15 protein-coding genes are annotated in these 20,626 nt (G+C 40.1%); 11 read left to right on the plus strand and 4 right to left on the minus strand.

The genetic code is table 11. The annotated features are described in order from the left end of the window. Nucleotides 1-64: 64 nt before the first annotated feature. The 8 genes from AB1H92_RS01540 (at nucleotide 65) to AB1H92_RS01575 (ending at nucleotide 10,963) form a co-directional block, all read left to right on the plus strand. Nucleotides 65-1,576, plus strand: coding sequence for a DHA2 family efflux MFS transporter permease subunit (locus AB1H92_RS01540; RefSeq protein WP_115359845.1), 1,512 nt, complete (start codon nucleotides 65-67; stop codon nucleotides 1,574-1,576). A 295-nt stretch (nucleotides 1,577-1,871) separates the two neighbouring features. Then, on the plus strand, nucleotides 1,872-2,906 hold the full coding sequence (locus tag AB1H92_RS01545; protein WP_115359846.1) for a YecA family protein: 1,035 nt from the start codon (nucleotides 1,872-1,874) through the stop codon (nucleotides 2,904-2,906). Nucleotides 2,907-3,044: 138 nt separating this feature from the next. Beyond that, nucleotides 3,045-4,523, plus strand: a complete 1,479-nt coding sequence (locus AB1H92_RS01550) for an aldehyde dehydrogenase family protein (protein WP_115359847.1) — start codon at nucleotides 3,045-3,047, stop codon at nucleotides 4,521-4,523. A gap of 63 nt (nucleotides 4,524-4,586) precedes the next feature. Beyond that, the gene (locus AB1H92_RS01555) at nucleotides 4,587-5,750 is read left to right on the plus strand and encodes a saccharopine dehydrogenase family protein (RefSeq protein ID WP_115359848.1); all 1,164 of its coding nucleotides are present in this window, start codon (nucleotides 4,587-4,589) and stop codon (nucleotides 5,748-5,750) included. A 202-nt stretch (nucleotides 5,751-5,952) separates the two neighbouring features. Continuing rightward, nucleotides 5,953-7,197: a serpin family protein gene (locus AB1H92_RS01560; protein ID WP_115359849.1), complete on the plus strand. Its 1,245-nt coding sequence runs from the start codon at nucleotides 5,953-5,955 to the stop codon at nucleotides 7,195-7,197. Between the two features lie 65 nt (nucleotides 7,198-7,262). Then, on the plus strand, nucleotides 7,263-7,961 hold the full coding sequence (locus AB1H92_RS01565; protein ID WP_115363998.1) for an AIM24 family protein: 699 nt from the start codon (nucleotides 7,263-7,265) through the stop codon (nucleotides 7,959-7,961). Between the two features lie 157 nt (nucleotides 7,962-8,118). Continuing rightward, nucleotides 8,119-8,688 carry a TetR/AcrR family transcriptional regulator gene (locus AB1H92_RS01570; protein WP_115359850.1) on the plus strand — a complete coding sequence of 190 codons (570 nt, stop codon included), beginning with the start codon at nucleotides 8,119-8,121 and terminating at the stop codon, nucleotides 8,686-8,688. A gap of 70 nt (nucleotides 8,689-8,758) precedes the next feature. Continuing rightward, nucleotides 8,759-10,963 carry a YhgE/Pip domain-containing protein gene (locus AB1H92_RS01575; protein WP_243835618.1) on the plus strand — a complete coding sequence of 735 codons (2,205 nt, stop codon included), beginning with the start codon at nucleotides 8,759-8,761 and terminating at the stop codon, nucleotides 10,961-10,963. Between the two features lie 33 nt (nucleotides 10,964-10,996). Here AB1H92_RS01575 and AB1H92_RS01580 read toward each other — a convergent pair whose 3' ends face one another. Next, nucleotides 10,997-11,575 carry a uracil-DNA glycosylase gene (locus AB1H92_RS01580; protein ID WP_115359851.1) on the minus strand — a complete coding sequence of 193 codons (579 nt, stop codon included), beginning with the start codon at nucleotides 11,573-11,575 and terminating at the stop codon, nucleotides 10,997-10,999. A 99-nt stretch (nucleotides 11,576-11,674) separates the two neighbouring features. Here AB1H92_RS01580 and AB1H92_RS01585 point away from each other — a divergent pair, with 99 nt between their 5' ends. Next, complete coding sequence (locus AB1H92_RS01585) at nucleotides 11,675-12,283, plus strand: pyroglutamyl-peptidase I (RefSeq protein WP_115359852.1); 609 nt, start codon at nucleotides 11,675-11,677, stop codon at nucleotides 12,281-12,283. Nucleotides 12,284-12,439: 156 nt separating this feature from the next. Here the strand turns inward: AB1H92_RS01585 and AB1H92_RS01590 are convergent, their stop codons facing one another. From AB1H92_RS01590 to AB1H92_RS01600, 3 genes are all read right to left on the minus strand, one after another. Beyond that, nucleotides 12,440-13,321: an SDR family oxidoreductase gene (locus AB1H92_RS01590; RefSeq protein ID WP_115359853.1), complete on the minus strand. Its 882-nt coding sequence runs from the start codon at nucleotides 13,319-13,321 to the stop codon at nucleotides 12,440-12,442. Nucleotides 13,322-13,451: 130 nt separating this feature from the next. Continuing rightward, complete coding sequence (locus AB1H92_RS01595; protein ID WP_115359854.1) at nucleotides 13,452-14,768, minus strand: short-chain fatty acid transporter; 1,317 nt, start codon at nucleotides 14,766-14,768, stop codon at nucleotides 13,452-13,454. Nucleotides 14,769-14,962: 194 nt separating this feature from the next. Beyond that, nucleotides 14,963-16,624, minus strand: a complete 1,662-nt coding sequence (locus AB1H92_RS01600) for an EAL domain-containing protein (RefSeq protein WP_115359855.1) — start codon at nucleotides 16,622-16,624, stop codon at nucleotides 14,963-14,965. A gap of 424 nt (nucleotides 16,625-17,048) precedes the next feature. Here AB1H92_RS01600 and AB1H92_RS01605 point away from each other — a divergent pair, with 424 nt between their 5' ends. Together AB1H92_RS01605 and AB1H92_RS01610 are read left to right on the plus strand one after the other, a co-directional pair. Next, on the plus strand, nucleotides 17,049-18,794 hold the full coding sequence (locus AB1H92_RS01605) for an ABC transporter ATP-binding protein (RefSeq protein WP_115359856.1): 1,746 nt from the start codon (nucleotides 17,049-17,051) through the stop codon (nucleotides 18,792-18,794). Next, complete coding sequence (locus tag AB1H92_RS01610) at nucleotides 18,775-20,604, plus strand: ABC transporter ATP-binding protein (protein ID WP_172481031.1); 1,830 nt, start codon at nucleotides 18,775-18,777, stop codon at nucleotides 20,602-20,604. Before AB1H92_RS01605 ends, AB1H92_RS01610 begins: the two co-directional genes overlap by 20 nt. Nucleotides 20,605-20,626 lie beyond the last annotated feature (22 nt).

The raw sequence follows: 20,626 nt of genomic DNA on the forward strand, positions 1-20,626 counted from the left end.
CTATTTGAGGTGGAAAAACTACAGGGATAAATTTTATACACGCTGTATAATATGGAGGGGTTATATGGATATTAAACAAATGCATGAAAAGCCACCATATGGAATGATTGCGATTTTATTTATTGGTGCTTTCATAGCTTTCTTAAATAATACATTACTAAATATTGCATTGCCGACCATTATGGATGAATTTGCTGTTAAGCCTTCTGAAGTACAATGGTTGACAACTGGATATATGCTTGTGAATGGTATTTTAATTCCAGCAAGTGCATTTTTCGTTACAAAATTTACGAACAGACGCCTATTTATTGCGGCGATGACTTTATTTTCAATAGGTACGTTATTGGCGGTTGTCACGCCGAATTTCACATTATTAATCGTTGCGAGAATGATTCAAGCTTCCGGTTCCGCGATGATGATGCCTCTTTTAATGAACATTATGTTAGTGGCATTTCCAGTTGAACGAAGAGGGTCTGCAATGGGTATTTTCGGGCTTGTCATGTTTACGGCACCGGCAATTGGACCAACATTATCAGGTTGGATAATTGAACATTATTCATGGCGGACATTATTTGGGCTTGTGTTGCCATTTGCGGTTTTCACATTAATTTACGCGACTTTTAAACTTCGCAATATCACGCCAAATCGAGAGGTATCGCTCGATCTATTCTCACTAGTTTTATCGTCTATCGGTTTCGGAGGACTTCTTTACGGATTTAGTACAGCAGGCGATAAAGGGTGGTCATCACCATTCGTCTACGGTACAATTATAGTAGGTGCTTTGGCGTTACTATTATTTATCGTTCGCCAATTAAAAATGAACGATCCGATGTTGGATTTTAGAATTTATAAGCATCCGATGTTTGCATTATCGTCTGCGATCTCAATTGTTTTATCAATTGCGATGTTCTCTGCGATGATTTTAACGCCGCTGTACGTTCAAAGTGTACGTGGAATTTCACCATTCGATGCAGGAATATTAATGCTGCCAGGTGCAATCGTCATGGGATTGATGTCCCCGATTACAGGTAAGTTATTCGATAAATATGGTGCTCGAGCGATGGCAATCATTGGATTATCCATCACGATTATTACAACTTATTACTTGAGCAAGTTAGGTATGGATTCAGGTTACTACTACATTATGATGTTATACACTGTTCGGATGTTTGGGATTTCAATGGTCATGATGCCTGTTATGACAAATGGATTAAACCAATTGCCAATGGTTTCAAATCCACACGGAACGGCAATGAACAACACATTACAACAAGTATCTGGGGCAATCGGTTCCGCAGTTCTCTTAACGGTTATGACGAACCGAATGGAATCGAGAGGAAAAGATTTATTTATGGAAGCGCAAGCGAACGGAATGATTCCTGCAAGTGCTGAGAAATTGGCAGTGTTTGAGAAACAAATTGGTACACAAGCAATGTTAGAAGGCATTAACTTTGCGTTTTTAATTTCAACAATTGTTGCAGCACTCGCTTTAATCTTAACGTTCTTCATAAAACGAGTTGAACCGCCCAAGAGTGACTTAGGTGTGGATAAGGTTAAAACCAATTCGGTAAAATGAATTTACTGATTTAAATTTGAAATACAAAATTAGTATTATTCTAGTTAAAGTATTATGCCTGTTTAATGTACTCCGTTGATTGGAGCGGAAAGTGTCCGTTTGAAGCGAAAATCAACCTATTTTGTTCTATAAGTGGGAAATATATCCACAGTAAATTCACATAAAAACAAAAAAACTTGATTTTATCATCATAAGTGTGTTCTTATTATATAAGGAGCGGCTTCGTGTAGGTCTATATTACTTACACGGAGCTATTTGAATTCTTTGTGTTAGGGAAGGAAAAGGTGTGAGCTAGATGATAGGAAGAAACGACCCATGCTTATGCGGTAGTGGGAAAAAATATAAAAGATGTTGTTTAGGTAAAAACGAAGCCAATGTTGATACGTTAATTGAGGAAGAACTAGAGCGTGTACTGGGTGGCATTTATGAGCAATCTAGAGAACGTTTTGATATCACTTTGTTTGAAAGACACCGAAAACGTTGGATGGATACGCTTGGAGACTACTGGAATGAGAAAAGTATTGAAGTGGCAGCCACTGAATACTTTCTATATGTTGCAAGACAAGACATATGGAAACAATACTTGGACAACGTATTAAATGGTTCCCTTAGAGATACTGTCCGTTCGATTGTAGAAAAATGGCAAGATCCTGTAATATTATTTGGTACAGTAGTTGATGTACAAGACGGTTTGATTCAAGTGAAAGAAATACTTGGCGAAGAAACATTTTATTTAGAAGCGGAACAAGATTTGGAAGAGGAGAAAGGGCTTATTATTTTTGGTGTTGGCCTTCGAAACCCTCGTAAACATCCAAATGGACTTTCTGCTGTCACTTCCTTTATGTTCGTAAAAGATGTCAATCAAGCATTTGAAAATGATGTTGTTGAATTGGCAAAAACAAGTAAACTAGACAATGATATTGAGTTTTATAATGAACATATGCTAGATATTTATGAATTAATGTTAAATCGTGAAGACAAATCCATTGATGATTTAATTAATACAAAGCTAACAGAAGACCAACAAGAAGCGCTTGACATGGTTCAAGAAGTATTAGACGATGTCGATGCGGTTCCAGAGGCTAAAGAGCTGTTGCAAAATATTAGCATTACGTACTTCTTAAAAGAACAGCCTAGATTTAGAAAACCGAATGTCATCGCGGCAGCTGTATTCAATGTTGCACTTGACTTGAAAATTCTAGGTGAATTGACGATGACCAATAGTGAAGTGGCAAAACGATTTGACGTTTCTACGTCATCGATTAAGACACATGCAGAACGAATTCACACGTTTGTCGTTGAAATGCAAGACAAAACGAAAGAAAAATAACATGTTATCCCTATTCCTAGACATATACTAATGTGTCTGGGTTTTTTTATCTTAAAAAGGGTTTATCGATTATTTATAGAATTACATTGAGTAATGGGAATGTTTTCGGGTTGATTGATGGAAAGGGGAATGATTTACATGCGCTTAAACAACTATATTGGTGGAGCATGGCAAGAGGCGGATGTTGCCACCTACACAGCGGTGACGAATCCAGCAACTGGTGATGAAATTGCTCAAGTTAGATTGTCTACAAAAGAAGATGTCGCTCTTGCAGTAGAAGCAGCAAAAAAAGCACAAAAAGAATGGGCGCTCGTTCCTGCACCGAAACGTGCGGATTATTTATACGAAATTGGTCGTCTTATGAAAGAACGAAAAGAACATCTCTCGCAAGTGTTAACGACCGAAATGGGGAAGGTCATCGAAGAGGCACGCGGAGAAGTTCAAGAAGGAATTGATATGGCATTTTATATGGCGGGCGAAGGACGTCGCTTAGTCGGAGAAACGGTGCCGTCTGAATTACAAAATAAATTTGCCATGAGTGTTCGAGCGCCAATAGGTGTTGTTGGACTCATTACACCTTGGAATTTTCCGGTCGCAATCGCAACGTGGAAGTCGTTCCCTGCAATTGTGGCGGGCAATACGTTTATTTGGAAACCTGCAACGGAAACGCCCATGATGGCTTATGAAATGGCTTTAATATTTGAAAAAGTTGGTTTGCTTGAGGGAGTAGCAAACATTGTTTTTGGATCAGGTGCAGATGTCGGGACGGCAATGATTGAGCATCCGGATATTCGGGTCATTTCATTTACAGGTTCTACAGAAACGGGCCGTCATGTAGCGGAAATCGGTGGCCGTCATTTGAAAAAGGTATCCCTTGAAATGGGCGGGAAAAATGCAGTGATTGTTATGGACGATGCTGATATTGATCTCGCGGTAGAGGGGATTCTTTGGAGTGCATTTGGAACTGCTGGCCAACGTTGTACAGCGTGTAGTCGAGTCATCGTGCATAAAGAAGTGAAAGAAGAGCTTGAGCGAAAGTTAGTGGCACAAATGGCGGATTTAACAATCGGAAATGGTTTAGATGAGACTGTAAAAATTGGTCCTGTCATCAATGAAAAAGCGCTCGAAAAGATTTCTAACTATATTGAGATAGGAATAGAAGAAGGCGCAAAACTATTAGCTGGCGGGCATATTCTTAAAGATGGTGAGTTAGGAAACGGGCATTATTTTGAGCCTACATTGTTTACGAATGTTAAATGGGATAGTCGTTTAGCGCAAGAAGAAATTTTTGGGCCGGTTGTGTCGCTAATCGAGGTAACTAGTTTGGAAGAAGCCATTGAAGTGAATAACAGTGTGAAATATGGACTGTCCAGTTCGATTTTTTCACAAGATGTGAATAAAGTGTTCCAAGCGCAGCGCGATTTAGATACTGGTATTGTATATGTCAATGCTGGAACGACAGGCGCGGAAATTCATCTCCCATTTGGCGGAACGAAAGGAACAGGAAACGGGCATCGAGATTCAGGTGTTGCAGCATTAGATGTTTTTACAGAGTGGAAAAGTGTCTATGTAGATTTTAGTGGGACTTTACAAAGGGCACAAATCGATAATTCGTAAAGATAAATGAAATAGAAAATGCCATCGGACCGTTACATTAACGCTAAAAGGGGAGATGGAAATATGAAGGTTGTCGTACTCGGAGCTGGCTTAATGGGAAAAGAGACAGCGCGTGATTTAGTAAAAAGCGATGATGTCGATCGAGTATATTTAGCTGATATTAATGTTCGTCAGGCTGAAGACTTTGCTGAAGAACTGATGTCTGACAAGTTAGATGTGTTATTACTAAACGCTAACAATGATGAGCAATTGGGGGATGTCATCGCATTAGGGGATGTCGTAGTAAATGCACTCTTTTATACATTTAATGAAAAAGTAGCTCGTATTGCGATTGAAAAAAGAGTACATTCCATCGACCTAGGCGGGCATATCGGCGGAGCAACGGAGGCTGTTCTTAGACTAACGGAACAGGCGAAAGCGAACGGTGTTACACTGATCCCGGATCTTGGCGTGGCACCAGGAATGATTAATATTCTTACCGGATACGGTGCCCAAAAGTTAGACGAAGTTGAGACGATTAAATTATATGTCGGCGGCATACCGGTGAAGCCAGAGCCGCCATTAAATTATAATGTCGTTTTTTCTCTTGAAGGGGTGTTCGATCATTATACCGATCCTTCCCATGTGATTCGGAATGGAAAATTAAAAGAAATCCCTTCTTTATCGGAAATTGAAGTAATTCATTTTGATGAATACGGAGAACTAGAAGCATTCCATACCTCGGGCGGCACATCGACATTAACGTCTTCTTTCTCGAATGTACAAACGCTCGAGTACAAAACAATCCGCTATCCGGGTCATGCAGAAAAGTTCCAACTACTTGTCGAATTAGGATTGTTATCACGGGATACAAAAGTGACAGTCGAGGGGCAAGCTGTTAAAATCCGTGATGTAATGAGAGAGCACCTGTCGCCGAAACTTTATTTAGGCGAGAAATCAGACGCTGTGCTTTTACGCGTCATTGTGAGCGGAGAAAAAGACGGTGCACGACATACGTATGAATATGATATGGTGACAGAAAAAGATACAACCAAGAATATTACCGCGATGGCTCGTGCGACGGCGAGTACGATGTCTATTGTAGCCCAGATGGTTGGCAGAGGAACAATTTCAAAACGGGGAGTTTATCCACCAGAAAACATCGTACCAGGAGAAGAATATATTAAAGAATTGAAAAAACGTGGGGTAGTAATTAGAGAAAGCATAAAAAATAGCTCTGATTCTTAAGTAAATAAAAGCATTGGGCGATAAGTCTTGTACTTTCTCTCAATGCTTTTTAATTCTTAAGTTAAGCTGTAATATGATTCATTTTGATTTACTTACTTATCCACTTTCTAACGTATTTAACGCTTCGGAATTGTCTATAGTGACCGCGATGTAACTTTTTCCAATCCTAAGGGTCTAACTATTGAAGAAGGGAAGCGAAAAAATGAAAAACAGGATGATACTAGTCATACCATTGCTACTCATGATGGCAGCGTGTGGAACGAACGAGCAATCAAAAGATCCTGGAAAAATGAAGAGTGTAGTGTTTGGAGAGGATGACTATAAGCAAATGATAGCGCCCAATAATGACATCGGGTTTAAATTACTCACAGAGATTGAAGCGGATAAAGATGGTAATTTGTTTATTTCGCCGACCAGTTTATTTATGGCGTTGTCCATGATATACAATGGGGCGGAGGGGAGTACGAAAGAAGAGATTGCAGAAACGCTTCAAATGGTTGGAATTGATGCAGAAGCATTAAATAAAGCGAATGCATCTTTAATGAATCGACTTCAAAAAGATTCGGAGTCAATTCAGCTGGACATTGCCAATTCGATTTGGTTAAATAAGGAATTTAATTTCCGAGAAGCTTTCTCTGCAAACAATCAAAAATATTTTAATGCCGAGATTGAAGAAATTGATATTGGGGATGCTGCATCTGCCGATAAAATCAATCAATGGGTGGCAGATGCAACGAACGATAAAATCACAGAAATGGTAACATCTCCGCTAAATCCAAATATGGTCACCTATTTACTAAATGCGGTTTATTTCAAAGGAGATTGGTCATACGAATTTGACGAAGAAATGACAAAGAATGAGCCATTTTATTTAGATGATGGAACGACCAAAGATGTCCCGCTTATGGCACTCACTGAAGAATTGGCTTATATGGAGAATGACATGTTCCAAGCTGTCGAGTTGCCTTATGGTGACGGGGAAATGAATATGAAAGTGTTTTTACCAAAAGCGCATACAGATATAAAGGCATTTCAAAATGAATTGACAATAGAAAACTGGAGAACGTGGCATGAATCATTCGAAATGAAGAAAGGGACGGTTCAATTGCCAAGGTTCCAATTGGACTATGAGGTTTTATTGAATGATGCTTTACGTCAATTAGGGATGATATCAGCATTTGAAAAAGACGCAGACTTCTCTAAGATGATTCAAGAAAATAGACCGGTTTGGATTAGTCTGGTGAAACAAAAAACATTTCTCGATGTGAATGAAAAAGGTACAGAAGCTGCGGCTGTTACAGGAATTGAATTTGAAACGACTTCCTTGCCGCTTGAAGAACCTTTTACCATGAAAGTAAATCGTCCATTTTTCATTGCAATTACGGATGTAGAAACAGATGCAATCATTTTCATGGGGATCATCGCTAATCCTCAAGAAGGAAAATAAATGAATCTTTCTTACACCTATTTCGTATAACAAATAGTATAGCTGATAGGAAGGAAAGTGTGTGGATGAGTAAGTATTCATTAAACGAATTTATTCAAAGTACAAAACAAGATGAACAAAGTAATGAGTTTTTTGAATTAGAAACACCACGAATCTTAGAGGTGAATTTACAAGATCTTGTATGGGCTAAAATGGGATCGATGATTTCCTATACGGGAAACATTAAGTTCGAACGTGAACGAGTGTTAGAACATGGACTTGGTAAAATGTTCAAAAAAGCATTGACCGGTGAAGGGACGGCCCTAATGAAAGCTGCGGGAAATGGTCGATTGTATTTGGCGGACCAAGGGAAGAAAATTACAATTTTTGATTTAAATAATGAATCCATCACGGTGAATGGGAATGATTTACTCGCCTTTGAGCCGAGCATTGAATGGGATATTAACTTAATGCGTAAAATGGCCGGCATGATGTCAGGAGGCTTATTCAACGTGAACTTAAGAGGGCGTGGAATGGTTGCCATTACTTCTCACTATGAACCACTTACTTTACTTGTAAAGCCAGGTCAACCTGTTATAACCGATCCAAACGCGACGGTTGCTTGGTCAGGACATCTTGAACCTGAATTCCGTACAGATATTAGTTTTAGAACCCTCCTAGGAAGAGGCAGTGGCGAATCCATCCAAATGGAATTTTCAGGCGATGGTTTTGTTATCGTACAGCCATTTGAAGAGGGAGTGTCCACAGGAGAACCATCTTCATGAAAAAATGACTGTCCTAGTTTAGGACAGTTTTTTGTTTCTAAAGAGCATGATTGACTTGAAAAATGATAGTTTAATAGGCGAATGAAATAACCCTCTTGACCATGTGACTGAAAACGTGTTATAGTCATTATGGTTGTTTGAGAATTGAGGTGGGGAGATGGACCGCAGACAGGAAATCCTAGAAGCCGCGGCAAAGTCATTTTCGCTTTTTGGTTATAAAGCAACGACGATGGATCAGGTTGCCAAAATTGCGAACGTCGGAAAAGGTACGATTTATACTTTTTTTGCGAATAAAGAAGAGCTTTTTAATGCGATTGTCGTGAAAATGATTGATGAAATGCGTGTTGAAGCTGATAAGGCAGCATTAGAAGGCGATTCATTTGAAGAAAAGGCACATGCAAGGTTAATGCATATGTTGAAGTTCCGTGAAACTCATTTATTATATGCAAAACTAATTGATGAAGAAAAAGAATTACGAACACCTGCTGTCGCAGAAGTCCTTCAAGAAATTGAGGAAGCAATTGTTTCCTACATCGAAGAGAAAATTAAGAAAGCAATTGCGAATGGAGAAGTGAAGCAGTGTGACACGAAATTAGTTGCGTATCTGTTGTTTAAATCTTATCTTGCACTCGTTATAGATTGGAATAAAACACATGATGAGGAACTGGAAGAAGAGCGTATTGTAACGCTTATTAGTGAGACCATTTTTAAAAGTCTCTTTTCATGAGACTTGTTTTTTTATTACAAAATGACCGAATGAGGAAAGTGGTCAGTCAGTTTATGGGGAGATGAAATGAGTGAAAGAATCAATGACAAAAGCGGAGTGGCTCCAACTTTTCCGAACGCGTAAATTAATCGTTCCGATGATTGCAATTTTATTTATCCCTGTTTTATATGCAGGTATGTTTTTATGGGCGTTTTGGGACCCGTACGCGAATATGGAGGACTTGCCTGTTGCAATTGTAAATTTAGATGAAGGGGCAGAGTTGGACGGAGAAGCGCTACAACTTGGTAAAGAATTGTCAGATACGTTAATCAAGGACCAGACCTTCAAATTTATGGCTGTGCCCAAAGAGGAGGCTGAAAAAGGGCTTCAAAAACAAGATTATTACGTTGTCATTGAAATCCCAGAAAATTTCTCAGAACATGCAACAACTTTACTAGATGAAAATCCTGAAAAACTTACGATTATTTATAAGCCGAACGAAGGATTTAACTTTTTATCAGCCCAAATTGGTGAAACGGCAATGGATCGAATTCGTGCGGAAGTGAATGAAAAAGTGGCTTCCACATATGCAGAGAAGTTATTCGATTCTATTGTGAAAATGGGTGATGGATTTGGTGAAGCAGCTGATGGCGCTGGCGAAATCCATATTGGAGCTGCGAAGTTAAAAGACGGAGCAGACGAATTAAAAGGCTATCTTGAAACCTTAGCAAGCAGTACAGTTACGTTAGCTGATGGTACGGCTGAACTTGCCAATGGTGCAAGAGAGGCTGCAAAAGGTGCTAAGGAATTAACTGCTGGACTCGAAGAATTGGCGAACGGTTCTTCGACGATTTTATCTGGCGCAGAGAATGCTGCCAGTGGTGCCTCTCAATTACAAGAAGGTGTGGCAACCTATACGGATGGCGTGCAGAAATTGGCGGACAGTTATGGACAAATTGGGCAAAAAGAAAGTGAATTTAACGGAGCGGTTGGCACTTTATATGGAAAAACGAAAGAGCTGAATACGGCAGCCAGTCAATTAGCTGCCGGTGCAAATGAACTAACGGCGGGTATCAATAGCTTATCTGCTCAGTTAGGTCCATTGCTTGCGGCACTTCCAGAAGAACAGCAAACAGCATTACACGCGGCGCTCGAACAATTACAAGGCGGCAGCGCTAATTTATCCACAGGTTTACAAGGTCTATCGGCTGGAACGTCTGCGCTATCCGAAGGGGCAGGGGAATTGGTAACTGCATCGGATCAACTTGCTGGTGCGCATAGTCAAGCACTTGCTGGATTGTTAGAGCTAAATGATGCTACCCCAACGTTAAAAAGCGGCGTGAATGAGTTAGCAAGCGGAAATCGTGAAATTGCCGCGGGTCTCGGCCAATTATCTGAAGGAATTGGTTCAGCAAAGGCAGGTTCTGCTTCTTTATCGTCAGGCTTAACGGCATTGACGGAAGGAACCGACACGCTTAACGATGGAACAGGAACATTAGCATCGAAATCTAGAGAGTTGGCGGATGGATCTAAAGTGTTAGTGGATGGCACAGCAGCGTTGGACGAAGGCGTCTTAACGCTACAGGAAAAATTAGCTGAGGCGAATGCGGAAGCGAATGATGTGAAACCAACGGAAAAGACATATGAAATGGCAGCATCACCAGTAGATGTTGAACAAAATGGTATTAACCACGTACCGAATTACGGAACCGGATTTGCGCCTTATTTCTTGTCATTAGGATTATTTGTCGGGGCATTACTGTTGTCTATCGTATTCCCACTAGTTGAACCAGCAGTCAAGCCGACTGGTCCATTTGCATGGTTTTTGAGTAAGGTATCTGTATTAGCGATTGTTGGGTTAATTCAGGCGCTTATTGCGGTAGGCATCGTGAAATTTGCGCTAGGCATGGAAACAACGAATACGCCATTATTTGTGGTCACTGCAATTTTGACAAGTTACACATTCATTTCGATTGTTCAGATGCTTGTCTCAATCTTTGGTGACACAGGCCGCTTCATAGCGATTTTAATATTAATCTTACAATTAACAACAAGTGCAGGGACATTCCCACTCGAACTCATTCCAGCACCACTTCAGATTTTCAACGTCTTATTGCCGATGACGTATTCAGTCTTTGCGTTTAAAGCGGCGATTTCAACAGGAGATATATCATTCTTGTGGGCGAACAACGGCATTTTAATCGGATTTACAGTTGTATGTTTAGCGATTACTTTCGGTTATTTTGCACTTGTATTCAAAAGAAGACATTCTAGAGAAGAAGTGGCGGAAGCATAATTTTTAAAACTCGATCCGGTTGGGTCGAGTTTTTTATTTAAGTCGGGTAATATGTGAGGCAATCAGTTGTAAATCTTCAACGAATAGTTGGTATAAGTTAGGGCGGCGTCGGACGGCAAGCGGATGATAAGCAACAGTGGTCTGAAATCCATTTACATGATGAAACCTGCCTCTTAAACTTTTGACATCGACATCCGGATTTTGAAAGAAATGTTGAACCGCAACGTTTCCAAGGCATAACACGTAGGAAGGGTTTTGTTTTTGCAATTGTCCATCTAAATGTGTCTGCATGCAAATTTGTCGTGTTTTCTCTTTATCATAGGCACGAATGGGTCTTCTTTTTAAAATATACGTAGCGTACACGTCATCTTGGTGTAGTCCAACTTCATGGATTGCTCGTTGCAATGTATCTCGTGTGCCGCAAACAAATGGTTGACCCTCACGATTTTCTCTAGCGCCGGGATTATCAAGGAGGATCATAATTGGTGCATTTGGATTTCCTTCACCCCAGATCATTCTAGTACCTTGTTTATAAAGACCACATTCTTCGCAGTTTTTTACGCTTTCCGGTGTCGGATCTTCCGGCCATGCTATCGGACAAAATGAATTCATTCACTTCACGCTCCTCATCATAGTTTGCAACATTGGTGGGCGAATTATGTCAATCAATCTAAATTCATATATAATTATTACAAAAGAGGAGGATGTTCAATGAAAAAACTACTGCTTACCGGATTTGAACCGTTTCTAAAGTTTTCCTTAAATCCAACGATGAAAATTGTAGAAGCTTTACATGGAATGGAAATTGGTCAATACGTCATACATAGTGAAGTGCTACCTGTGGAATTTGAAAAATCGGGTCCAACGCTTATGAACCATATTGAAAAAATACAGCCCGATGCGATTATTTCGCTTGGACTTGCTGGGGGCCGTTCTAAAATAACACCCGAGCGTATTGCGATCAACGTTAACGATGGTCCAAAAGATAACAGCGGCTACGCACCAGTCGATGAGGTGATTATTGAAGGAGGGGCAGACGGTTATTTTTCAACATTGCCAATTCGTGAAATGGTTGAAACCCTCAATGATGCAAGATTACCGGCCAAGATTTCTAATACAGCAGGCGCTTATTTATGTAACAATGTCATGTATCGGGCACTGCATTACGCGAATAAACAGCAAACACCTATTAAAGCTGGATTTATTCATATCCCAGCCTCTCATGAACTTGCGATCGAGCAGGGTGCTATTCCAAGCTGGTCAGAAGAAGATTTGAAAAATGGCGTTCTAACATGTATTCGAGTGCTCGCAGAAGAATGAGGAAATGCTTTCAAAATGGCGCATATGTCCATTTTGAAAGCATTTTAACATTGTTTATTTGAAGGTGGAAGATTTCCAATGTGAATGAGAAAAAAAGTTCGCAACGTTATCCAAAGTACACAACGTTTCCTGAAAAGAATGCAACGTTTTTAAAGTCTAAGAACCAACAAAGCCCCCACCATCTACGTGGATTGTTTGACCGGTTATATAAGTGGCGTCGGACGAGGCTAAAAATACGTACGCAGGTGCATTTTCTGCTGGTTGCCCACGTCGCTTCATAGGTGTGTCTGCACCGTGTTGTTTGACCTTTTGACCGTCAAAGGTTGCAGGGATTAATGGCGTCCAAATTGGACCAGGCGCTACCGCGTTTACTCGAATGCCTTTTTCCGCTACATTCAGTGCAAGTGAACGTGTAAATGAAGTGATGGCGCCTTTGGTAGCGGAATAATCGAGCAAATTGGCCGAGCCATTATAAGCTGTCACGGAGGAGGTATTGATGATTGCATCTCCTTTTTTCATATGTTTCAATGCAGCTTTTGATAGGTAAAAAAGACCGAAAAAGTTTGTTTCAAAAGTATCTCGTAATTGGTCTTCTGAAATGGCTGCAATCTCTTTTTGTGGAAATTGTTTGCCGGCATTGTTGACTAAAATGTCCAAGCTGCCAAACTCGTCTATCACTTTATCAACCAACTGTTCACAATGTTCTTCCTCGCTAATATCAATCCTAATCTTATAAGATTTCACGCCATATTTTTCTATGAGTTCAACTGTTTTATCGGCATCTGCATCTTCTTGTTCGGCGAGATAAGCGATGGCAACATTGGCACCTTCTTTAGCATAGGCAACAGCAACTGCTCTTCCAATCCCACTGTCCCCGCCGGTAATGAGCACGTTTTTACCTTTTAATTTTCCGGAACCTTTGTAGTTTTCATCATCATAAATAGGTGCAGGCGTCATTTCTGATTCGATGCCGGGTTGTTGGTTTTGCGTTTGTGCAGGTACTTGCTTATCAACTTTTTCATATTGATCTTTTGACAATGAAATCCCTCCAATATTCATCAATGTTCTCGTAATAAATTGTTCCCCGAAATGAGAGGAATAAACTTTTAGAGATTAAAAGTAAAAAAATCCGAAGGGAGACAGATGTCCCTTCGGATTAGTAGAATTATTAAAAGAAAAACAATCCTAAACTAATGACGATGCCACTTAATATTAGAACAAATACACAATACCCCATAATATCTTTGGCGCGTAAACCTGCGATGGCAAGTGCAGGCAGTGCCCAGAATGGTTGAATCATGTTTGTCCAAGCATCGCCCCAAGCTATTGCCATTGCTGTTTTAGAATAACTGACGCCGAGGGATTGAGCAGCCTCAAGCATAATAGGCGCTTGCACGGCCCATTGACCGCCTCCCGAAGGTACAAAAAAGTTCACAATCCCTGCCGCGTAAAAACTAAAGAGAGGAAATGTTGCTTCCGTTGAAATTGCAACAAATCCTTCAGATATCACGCCAGCTAATCCAGATGCAACCATCATTCCCATAATCCCCGCGTAAAAAGGGAACTGGAAAATAATCCCGCCGGCAGTTTTGACTGCTGTGGCAATTGCAGCCAGAAAGCGTTTCGGAGTTCCGTGAAAAATTATACCTAGAATAAAGAAAATTAAATTAACAATATTTAAGTTCAAGTCAAAGCCATTTGTAGAAAAATGATTAATCAAATAGACGAGTCCAAGTGCTCCGATAAGCATCGATAGTAAAACGCTATTTTCCAGTTTGTCAGCTGGTGTAATCATTTCTTTCTTTTCCTCGACCTCAACTTCATCTTCTAATAGTTTTGGGTCTATCGAAAAAGTATCTTCTGGTTTCGGCATCATAAAACGATTCAGTAATGGAACGGAAATGAACAATACAATGACAATCACCAAATTATAGGTTGAAAAAATTGTTTCAACTGTTGGCACAACGCCCATTATGTCAGCAAAAGGATGATCTGCAGTGGCAATAGACAGCGGGATCGAGCCGGCGAGTCCACCGTGCCAGATAATAAATCCTGAGTAAGCACTTGCGATTAAAAGGCGGTAATCTACTGTCGTCACTTTCTTTGCAATCTCTTTCGCAAAAAGTGCCCCGATGACAAGTCCGAATCCCCAGTTAATCCAGCATGCGATTAATGAAACAATCGTAACTAGTAAAATAGCCGTGCCTGGTGATTTTGCCATATTCGCAAGGGTACTAAGTAATTTCTTAAATACCGGGCTAATCGCTAATACATAACCAGCAACAAGAACAACGACCATTTGCATCGTAAATGACAATAATCCCCAAAAGCCGTCCCCCCAATGAACGACCATGTCAAGCGGACCTGAATCTGTGAATATCAGTCCCAGGACAAATACGAGCAATGTTAAAATTGCGACGAACACATATGGATCAGGTAAATACCGTTCCATAATATTATTTGACCAACGTGTTAATACCTTCATCAGCCATCCCCCTCGTATAATAATTTAAACCCCCTTAATACTTTACACTATTCTGTAAATAATATCGATATATTATTTACGATTCATAAATACTATTAAAAGAATAGTAATTGACTAACTTCACAGATACTAATTTTCGTCAGTTTAAGAAAGGAAATGAAAAACGGAGCGTCCACGTAGGAACGACTCCGTTTTTATGAATGAAGGGTAGATGTAATCTCTTTTTTCGTCATTGGATGACCAATAAAATATCCTTGTAAGGCATCAACTTCGAGTTGTTTTAGAAGGGTTAGTTGTTCTTCTGTTTCAACGCCTTCAGCGACAACGTACATATCCATTGACTTTGCGAATTGTATCATGCCGTTTACAAGCTTTTTCGTTTGTTCATGGGTCGTTAAAGAGTTGATAAACAATTTATCGATTTTAATTTTCGTAATTGGCAGAGACTGCATATACCGGAAAGATGCAAACCCTGTTCCGAAATCATCTAGCGCAAATTCTACTCCCGCATCTTTTAACACTTTCATTTGACTTGAAATCGAATTTTCTTCCTCTGCTTTAAAAGCAAAAGTTTCAGTTATTTCAAGTTGAATTAGTTCAGGAGGACAAGATGCCTTCTGAAGGATACTCATAATTTGCTTGTTATGTTTAGGGTCTTTAAATTCTCGAACGGATGTGTTCACAGAGATGTTTGTTGGTTGATTTGCGTGATGTAAGGTCGCTGCTAGTTGGGCTGCTTCTGTTAAAACAAATTCACCGATTTTCTGAATGAGCCCATGTTCCTCTGCAATGGGAATGAGTTCATCGGGGGAAATGTGCCCGAGCTCGTCATCATACCAGCGAACTAACGCTTCGTATAATAAAACATCTCCTGTTTGACTATCAATTTGAGGTTGATAGGCAACTTGCAATTTATGATCTTGTAGTGCAGAAATTAGTTTTTTATGAATCAAAGATTTCCGATTTAATGCTTTATGGGAAGCAGTAGAAAGTGTTGTAATCTTTCCGCCTCCTTGATTCATCACATCTTGTGTAGCGGATATAGCCGCTTTCATCATGTTCGTATATGTTTCTTGATCTTCAGGATATCGAATAATTCCGCCACTAACTGTTACGGATAAAGGATCATTCTCTATGTAGATAGGATGGCGGTCTAAAAAGTCGTTGAAACCTTCGATGAACCAGTCTGCATATTGTGTCAACACGACAAATTCATTGACGCCGACACGTGCAATTTGGCTGTTTTGGAAAAAGCGTTTTATACGATTTGTAAAGGATTGAATAATTTCTTTCCGAGATTCATTAGAGTGAAAGTCTTGTATTGCATAAAAATGATCGATAGCCAGGTAAACAAAAGCGAAACTACTTTTCTGTGCAATAGATTTGTTGACAGTAGTTTCTAAGTTATGGCGACTCATAAGTCCCGTTTCATAATCAAAGAATGCGATTTGCTCAAGGCGTTGATGGAGCTGGACATCCTTTGTCATATCTAATTCAAAGGTAATCACAGAAACCAATTCATCAGTAGAACGAATGATGGGAATGGCTGTCATTTTTACATAATAAGGATCCCCAACCCTGCTCACTTTTTCGACGGTTCCTGACCAAGGTTTACCGTTTGATACATGTTCCCAGATTTCTGTCGCTTCCTGTTGACCTATTTCCGTATTCGGGAACATTTGCCAAAGGGTTTTCCCGAGTACACGTTTGGGTGTCCATTTACTCGTTTCTAAAAACGCTTTATTTGTATAAGTAATAGAACCGTTGTGATCTATATGAGTGACCATGTAAAATTGTTCGAGACTCTCGATAATATCCAGTAATTCAGGTTTAAATTGTTCATATCGTGACAACATTCATTTACACTCCCTAGGTTGACTTACTATGATTATATACCTAAAAGATGAAAAGTACATTAAATATATCACAAGTCCTATGAAAGAATCCATTTCGTTTCATTCTTACTTGTTATGGTTAAAAGTGGTTCAAAAGATGAGTTTAACGCTACTTTTGTGGCAGTTATTCGTTGGAGTATATTTGCGTTAAGATGATATGAAAAGGGGCGAACGGGTGCATGCATGAGGTGGGATTTCAGAGTGACGGATTCCACTATTTTATTTATCTAGTGAAGAATTTGCAAATAAGTCGCTGCTTACAAAATTATGATTTTGAAAAGTGGGTAAATTCAGTTTGCTTGGTATACAAATCGAATGTCTTTGTGGCATAATAAGACTACAGTGAATAATTCGGCATACGAAAGAGTTTTGGGGGTCTCTGGATATGAAAACAGTTTTTTCGCGTGCGTTGCCATACAAATGGCCAATCATCATTGCTTTTAGTCTCATGCTTATTGAATTAAGTGTTGAATTAATTCAACCGCTTTTTATTGCAAAAATTATTGATGACGGAATTGTAGCACGTGACATGAATGTCATTATCGTATGGGGTGCTGGAATGATGGGGCTTGCATTGACAGCCTTTTTCTCAGGTACAATCAACTCCTACTTTGCCGCACATGCCGCACAAAGTTTTGCGTTTGATTTACGAAAAGCGTTATTTACACAAGTACAAAACTTTTCGATGGCTACATTTCTTCGTTTTCCAACTGCAGGTCTGATTACACGTTTAACAAGTGATGTAACAATGGTGCAGAATGTATTATTTATGTCTTTACGGATTATGATGCGTGCACCGCTTCTGGTGATTGGAAGTTTAGTCATGGCGTTTATTGTGAATGTGAAATTAGCCCTTTATCTAGTCATTGGTGCACCCATTTTACTTGTTTTTCTAGTCTATATGTCAAGAAAAGGCGTGCGATATTTTGCGCGTATTCAAAGAAGATTAGATGGAGTTAATGGGATTATTCAAGAGAATTTACAAGCGGTTCGGCTGATAAAAGCGTACTTAAGGGGAATGTACGAAGCGAGCCGTTTTTCTAAAGTAGCGGATATGTTACGTTCAGATACAGTCCGAGCAATGCGATTAATGGAGCTCATTCTCCCGGTTCTATTATTAATCATGAATGGAAGTTTAATGGCGGTTCTTTGGTTCGGCGCGATTGAAGTGCAAAATGAGGGTGCAAAAGTAGGGGAACTTGTCGCTGTTGTGAACTATGCGATGAGAATGACAGGGGCATTTTCCATGTTTGCCTTTATTATTAGTGCATTTTCTCGTGCGAAAGCTTCGGCTGAAAGAATGGAAGAAGTTTTACTTGCGAATGAAGACCTTGAAGAATATGACACGGAAGGAAGAGCCCCTCGAAAACTAAAAGGGGATTTACGTTTTGACAATGTGTCCTTCCATTATCCAGGAAAAGATGATCCGATTCTCAATAGCGTGTCCTTCCATGTGAAGCCCGGTGAAAAATTAGCGATTATGGGGGCGACTGGTTCAGGGAAATCAACATTGCTTAATTTGATTCCGCGTATTTACGAGGCTACAGGGGGAGAAGTGTATGTTGACGGAAAAGAAGTGCATGACTGGCCGCTCAAAGATTTACGAGACACAATTGGACTCGTTCCGCAACAGTCTATTTTGTTTACGGGCTCCATTTCTGATAATTTGTCTTGGGGAGATTCGGATGCCTCTACAGTGGAATTAGAAAATGCCGCAAAAAAAGCGCAAATTCATGAATCCATCGATTTATTCCCCAATAAGTATGAAACCCGTGTTGGCCAAAAAGGGGTCAATTTATCAGGTGGACAAAAACAAAGATTGTCAATTGCACGGGCGCTTGTTAGGGAACCATCCATCTTAATTTTAGATGACAGTACGAGTGCACTTGATGTCAAAACGGAAACTGCGCTTTGGACCGCTCTTGAAAAAGAAAGTGCAACGATGCTCGTTGTGACACAGAAAATCTCGACAGCTCAAGGTGCTGATAAGATCCTTTTGTTGGACGATGGGCGTGTTGTCGGTTATGGAACCCATCAGGATCTAATGAGGCAATCTGAATTATATCGTAAAATTCAACAATCACAGTCAGAGGAAGGGGAGGTGGGATTCAATGATACGCATACTTCGTAAACCTTTTGGCTATGAGCCGATTTTGAAGAAAGAGGATATAAAAGGGGATAAGCGCTTTAAAGGAGAGAGAGCAAGTAACTGGAAATCGGTCCTGTATCGTATTTGGCAGCTCGTAGATGAACAGCGAGCATTACTGATAACCGTATTGGCACTTGTATTCGTATCATCTGGACTCACTTTACTCGGTCCTTTTATGGTTGGTAGAATTATTGATCATCATATTGTTATCGCCCAGTTTGATGGGCTAGGGGTTAAAATCGGTATCCTAATTTTTATTTATATTGGCCTATCAACTGCCATGTATTTACAAAACTATTGGATGGTAGGGATTGCCCAACAAACGATTTATCGGTTAAGGACAAATTTATTTACACATTTACAAAAACTTCCTGTGACGTTCTTTGATAAACGACAGCATGGTGAGTTAATGAGTCGTGTAACGAACGATATTGAAAACGTAAGCCAAACGTTGAATACATCGTTTATCCAAGTCTTTTCGAGCATTTTAACGCTAACGGGTACGGTGGCGATCATGCTGTATTTAAGTCCGTTACTTACTTTATTAACGATGATCATTATTCCAATTATGTTTGTCGCTATTCGCTGGATTACACGAAGAACTGGAAAGTTGTATAAGGAGCAACAAAAAGCGGTCGGTGAATTGAATGGAATGATCGAGGAAACGATTTCTGGACAGCGTATTGTGAAAGCTTTCTCTCAAGAGGTGCGCGTCATGGAAGAGTTTGAAGAGAAAAGCGATCGTTTACGGCGGACAGGCTTTTGGGCAATGACCTACTCAGGATTTATTCCTAAAGTCATGAACATGCTCAATAACGCGAGTTTTGCGGTTGTCGCAGGAGTTGGTGGCTTGCTGGCCTTAAAAGGCGATGGGCTCGTGACGATTGGGACGATAGTTGTTTTCTCGGAATTGGCTCGTCAATTTACACGTCCACTGAATGACTTAGCCAACCAATTTAATACGGTCCTATCTGCCATTGCAGGGGCAGAGCGGGTTTTTGGGATTATCGATGAAGCCATTGAGGAAGATGATGCAAAAGATCATCATGATACCGTATTAAAAGGAGGTGTTGAATTTCGCAATGTCTCATTTGGTTATGCCGTTGAGACAGATGGCTATACGGTGAACGATGTGTCATTTCACGTAAAGCCGGGAGAAACAGCTGCCTTAGTTGGCGCAACAGGTGCGGGGAAAACGACGATTATGCAATTGCTTGCTCGTTTTTATGAGGCGAATAAAGGTGAAATTCTAATTGATGAAATCCCAATTCGAGAATTGCCACGTCAAACACTTCGTAGTCAAATGGCTTTTGTCTTACAAGATCCATTTTTATTCGAAGCGACTGTGTTTGAGAATATCCGCTATGGTCGTCTGGATGCGACGGATGAAGAAGTCATTGAGGCAGCGAAACAGGCCAATGCTCATCAATTTATTAGCCGATTGGAAAATGGGTACGATACGGTATTAACTGCAGATGGTGGGGAAATCTCACAAGGTCAGAAACAACTTCTTTCAATTGCAAGGGCACTCGTTGCGGACCCCGTGCTCCTTTTGCTTGATGAAGCGACGAGTAGTATTGATACGGTGACAGAGTTAGAGATTCAAGAAGCGCTAGAGCGATTAATGAAAGGGCGCACAAGTTTTGTCATAGCACATAGGTTGAATACGGTTCGGAAAGCGGATACTGTTTTTGTGATGGAACAAGGAAAACTCATTGAGTCAGGAAGTCAGGAGGAACTGATTGAACGCAAAGGGGTTTATTACAATATGCTCGTTGATTCGGAAATTTAAGTTTTAACACATAAGCAAAAGC

It is taken from the genome of Sporosarcina pasteurii, from assembly GCF_041295575.1.
Lineage (GTDB): Bacteria > Bacillota > Bacilli > Bacillales_A > Planococcaceae > Sporosarcina > Sporosarcina pasteurii.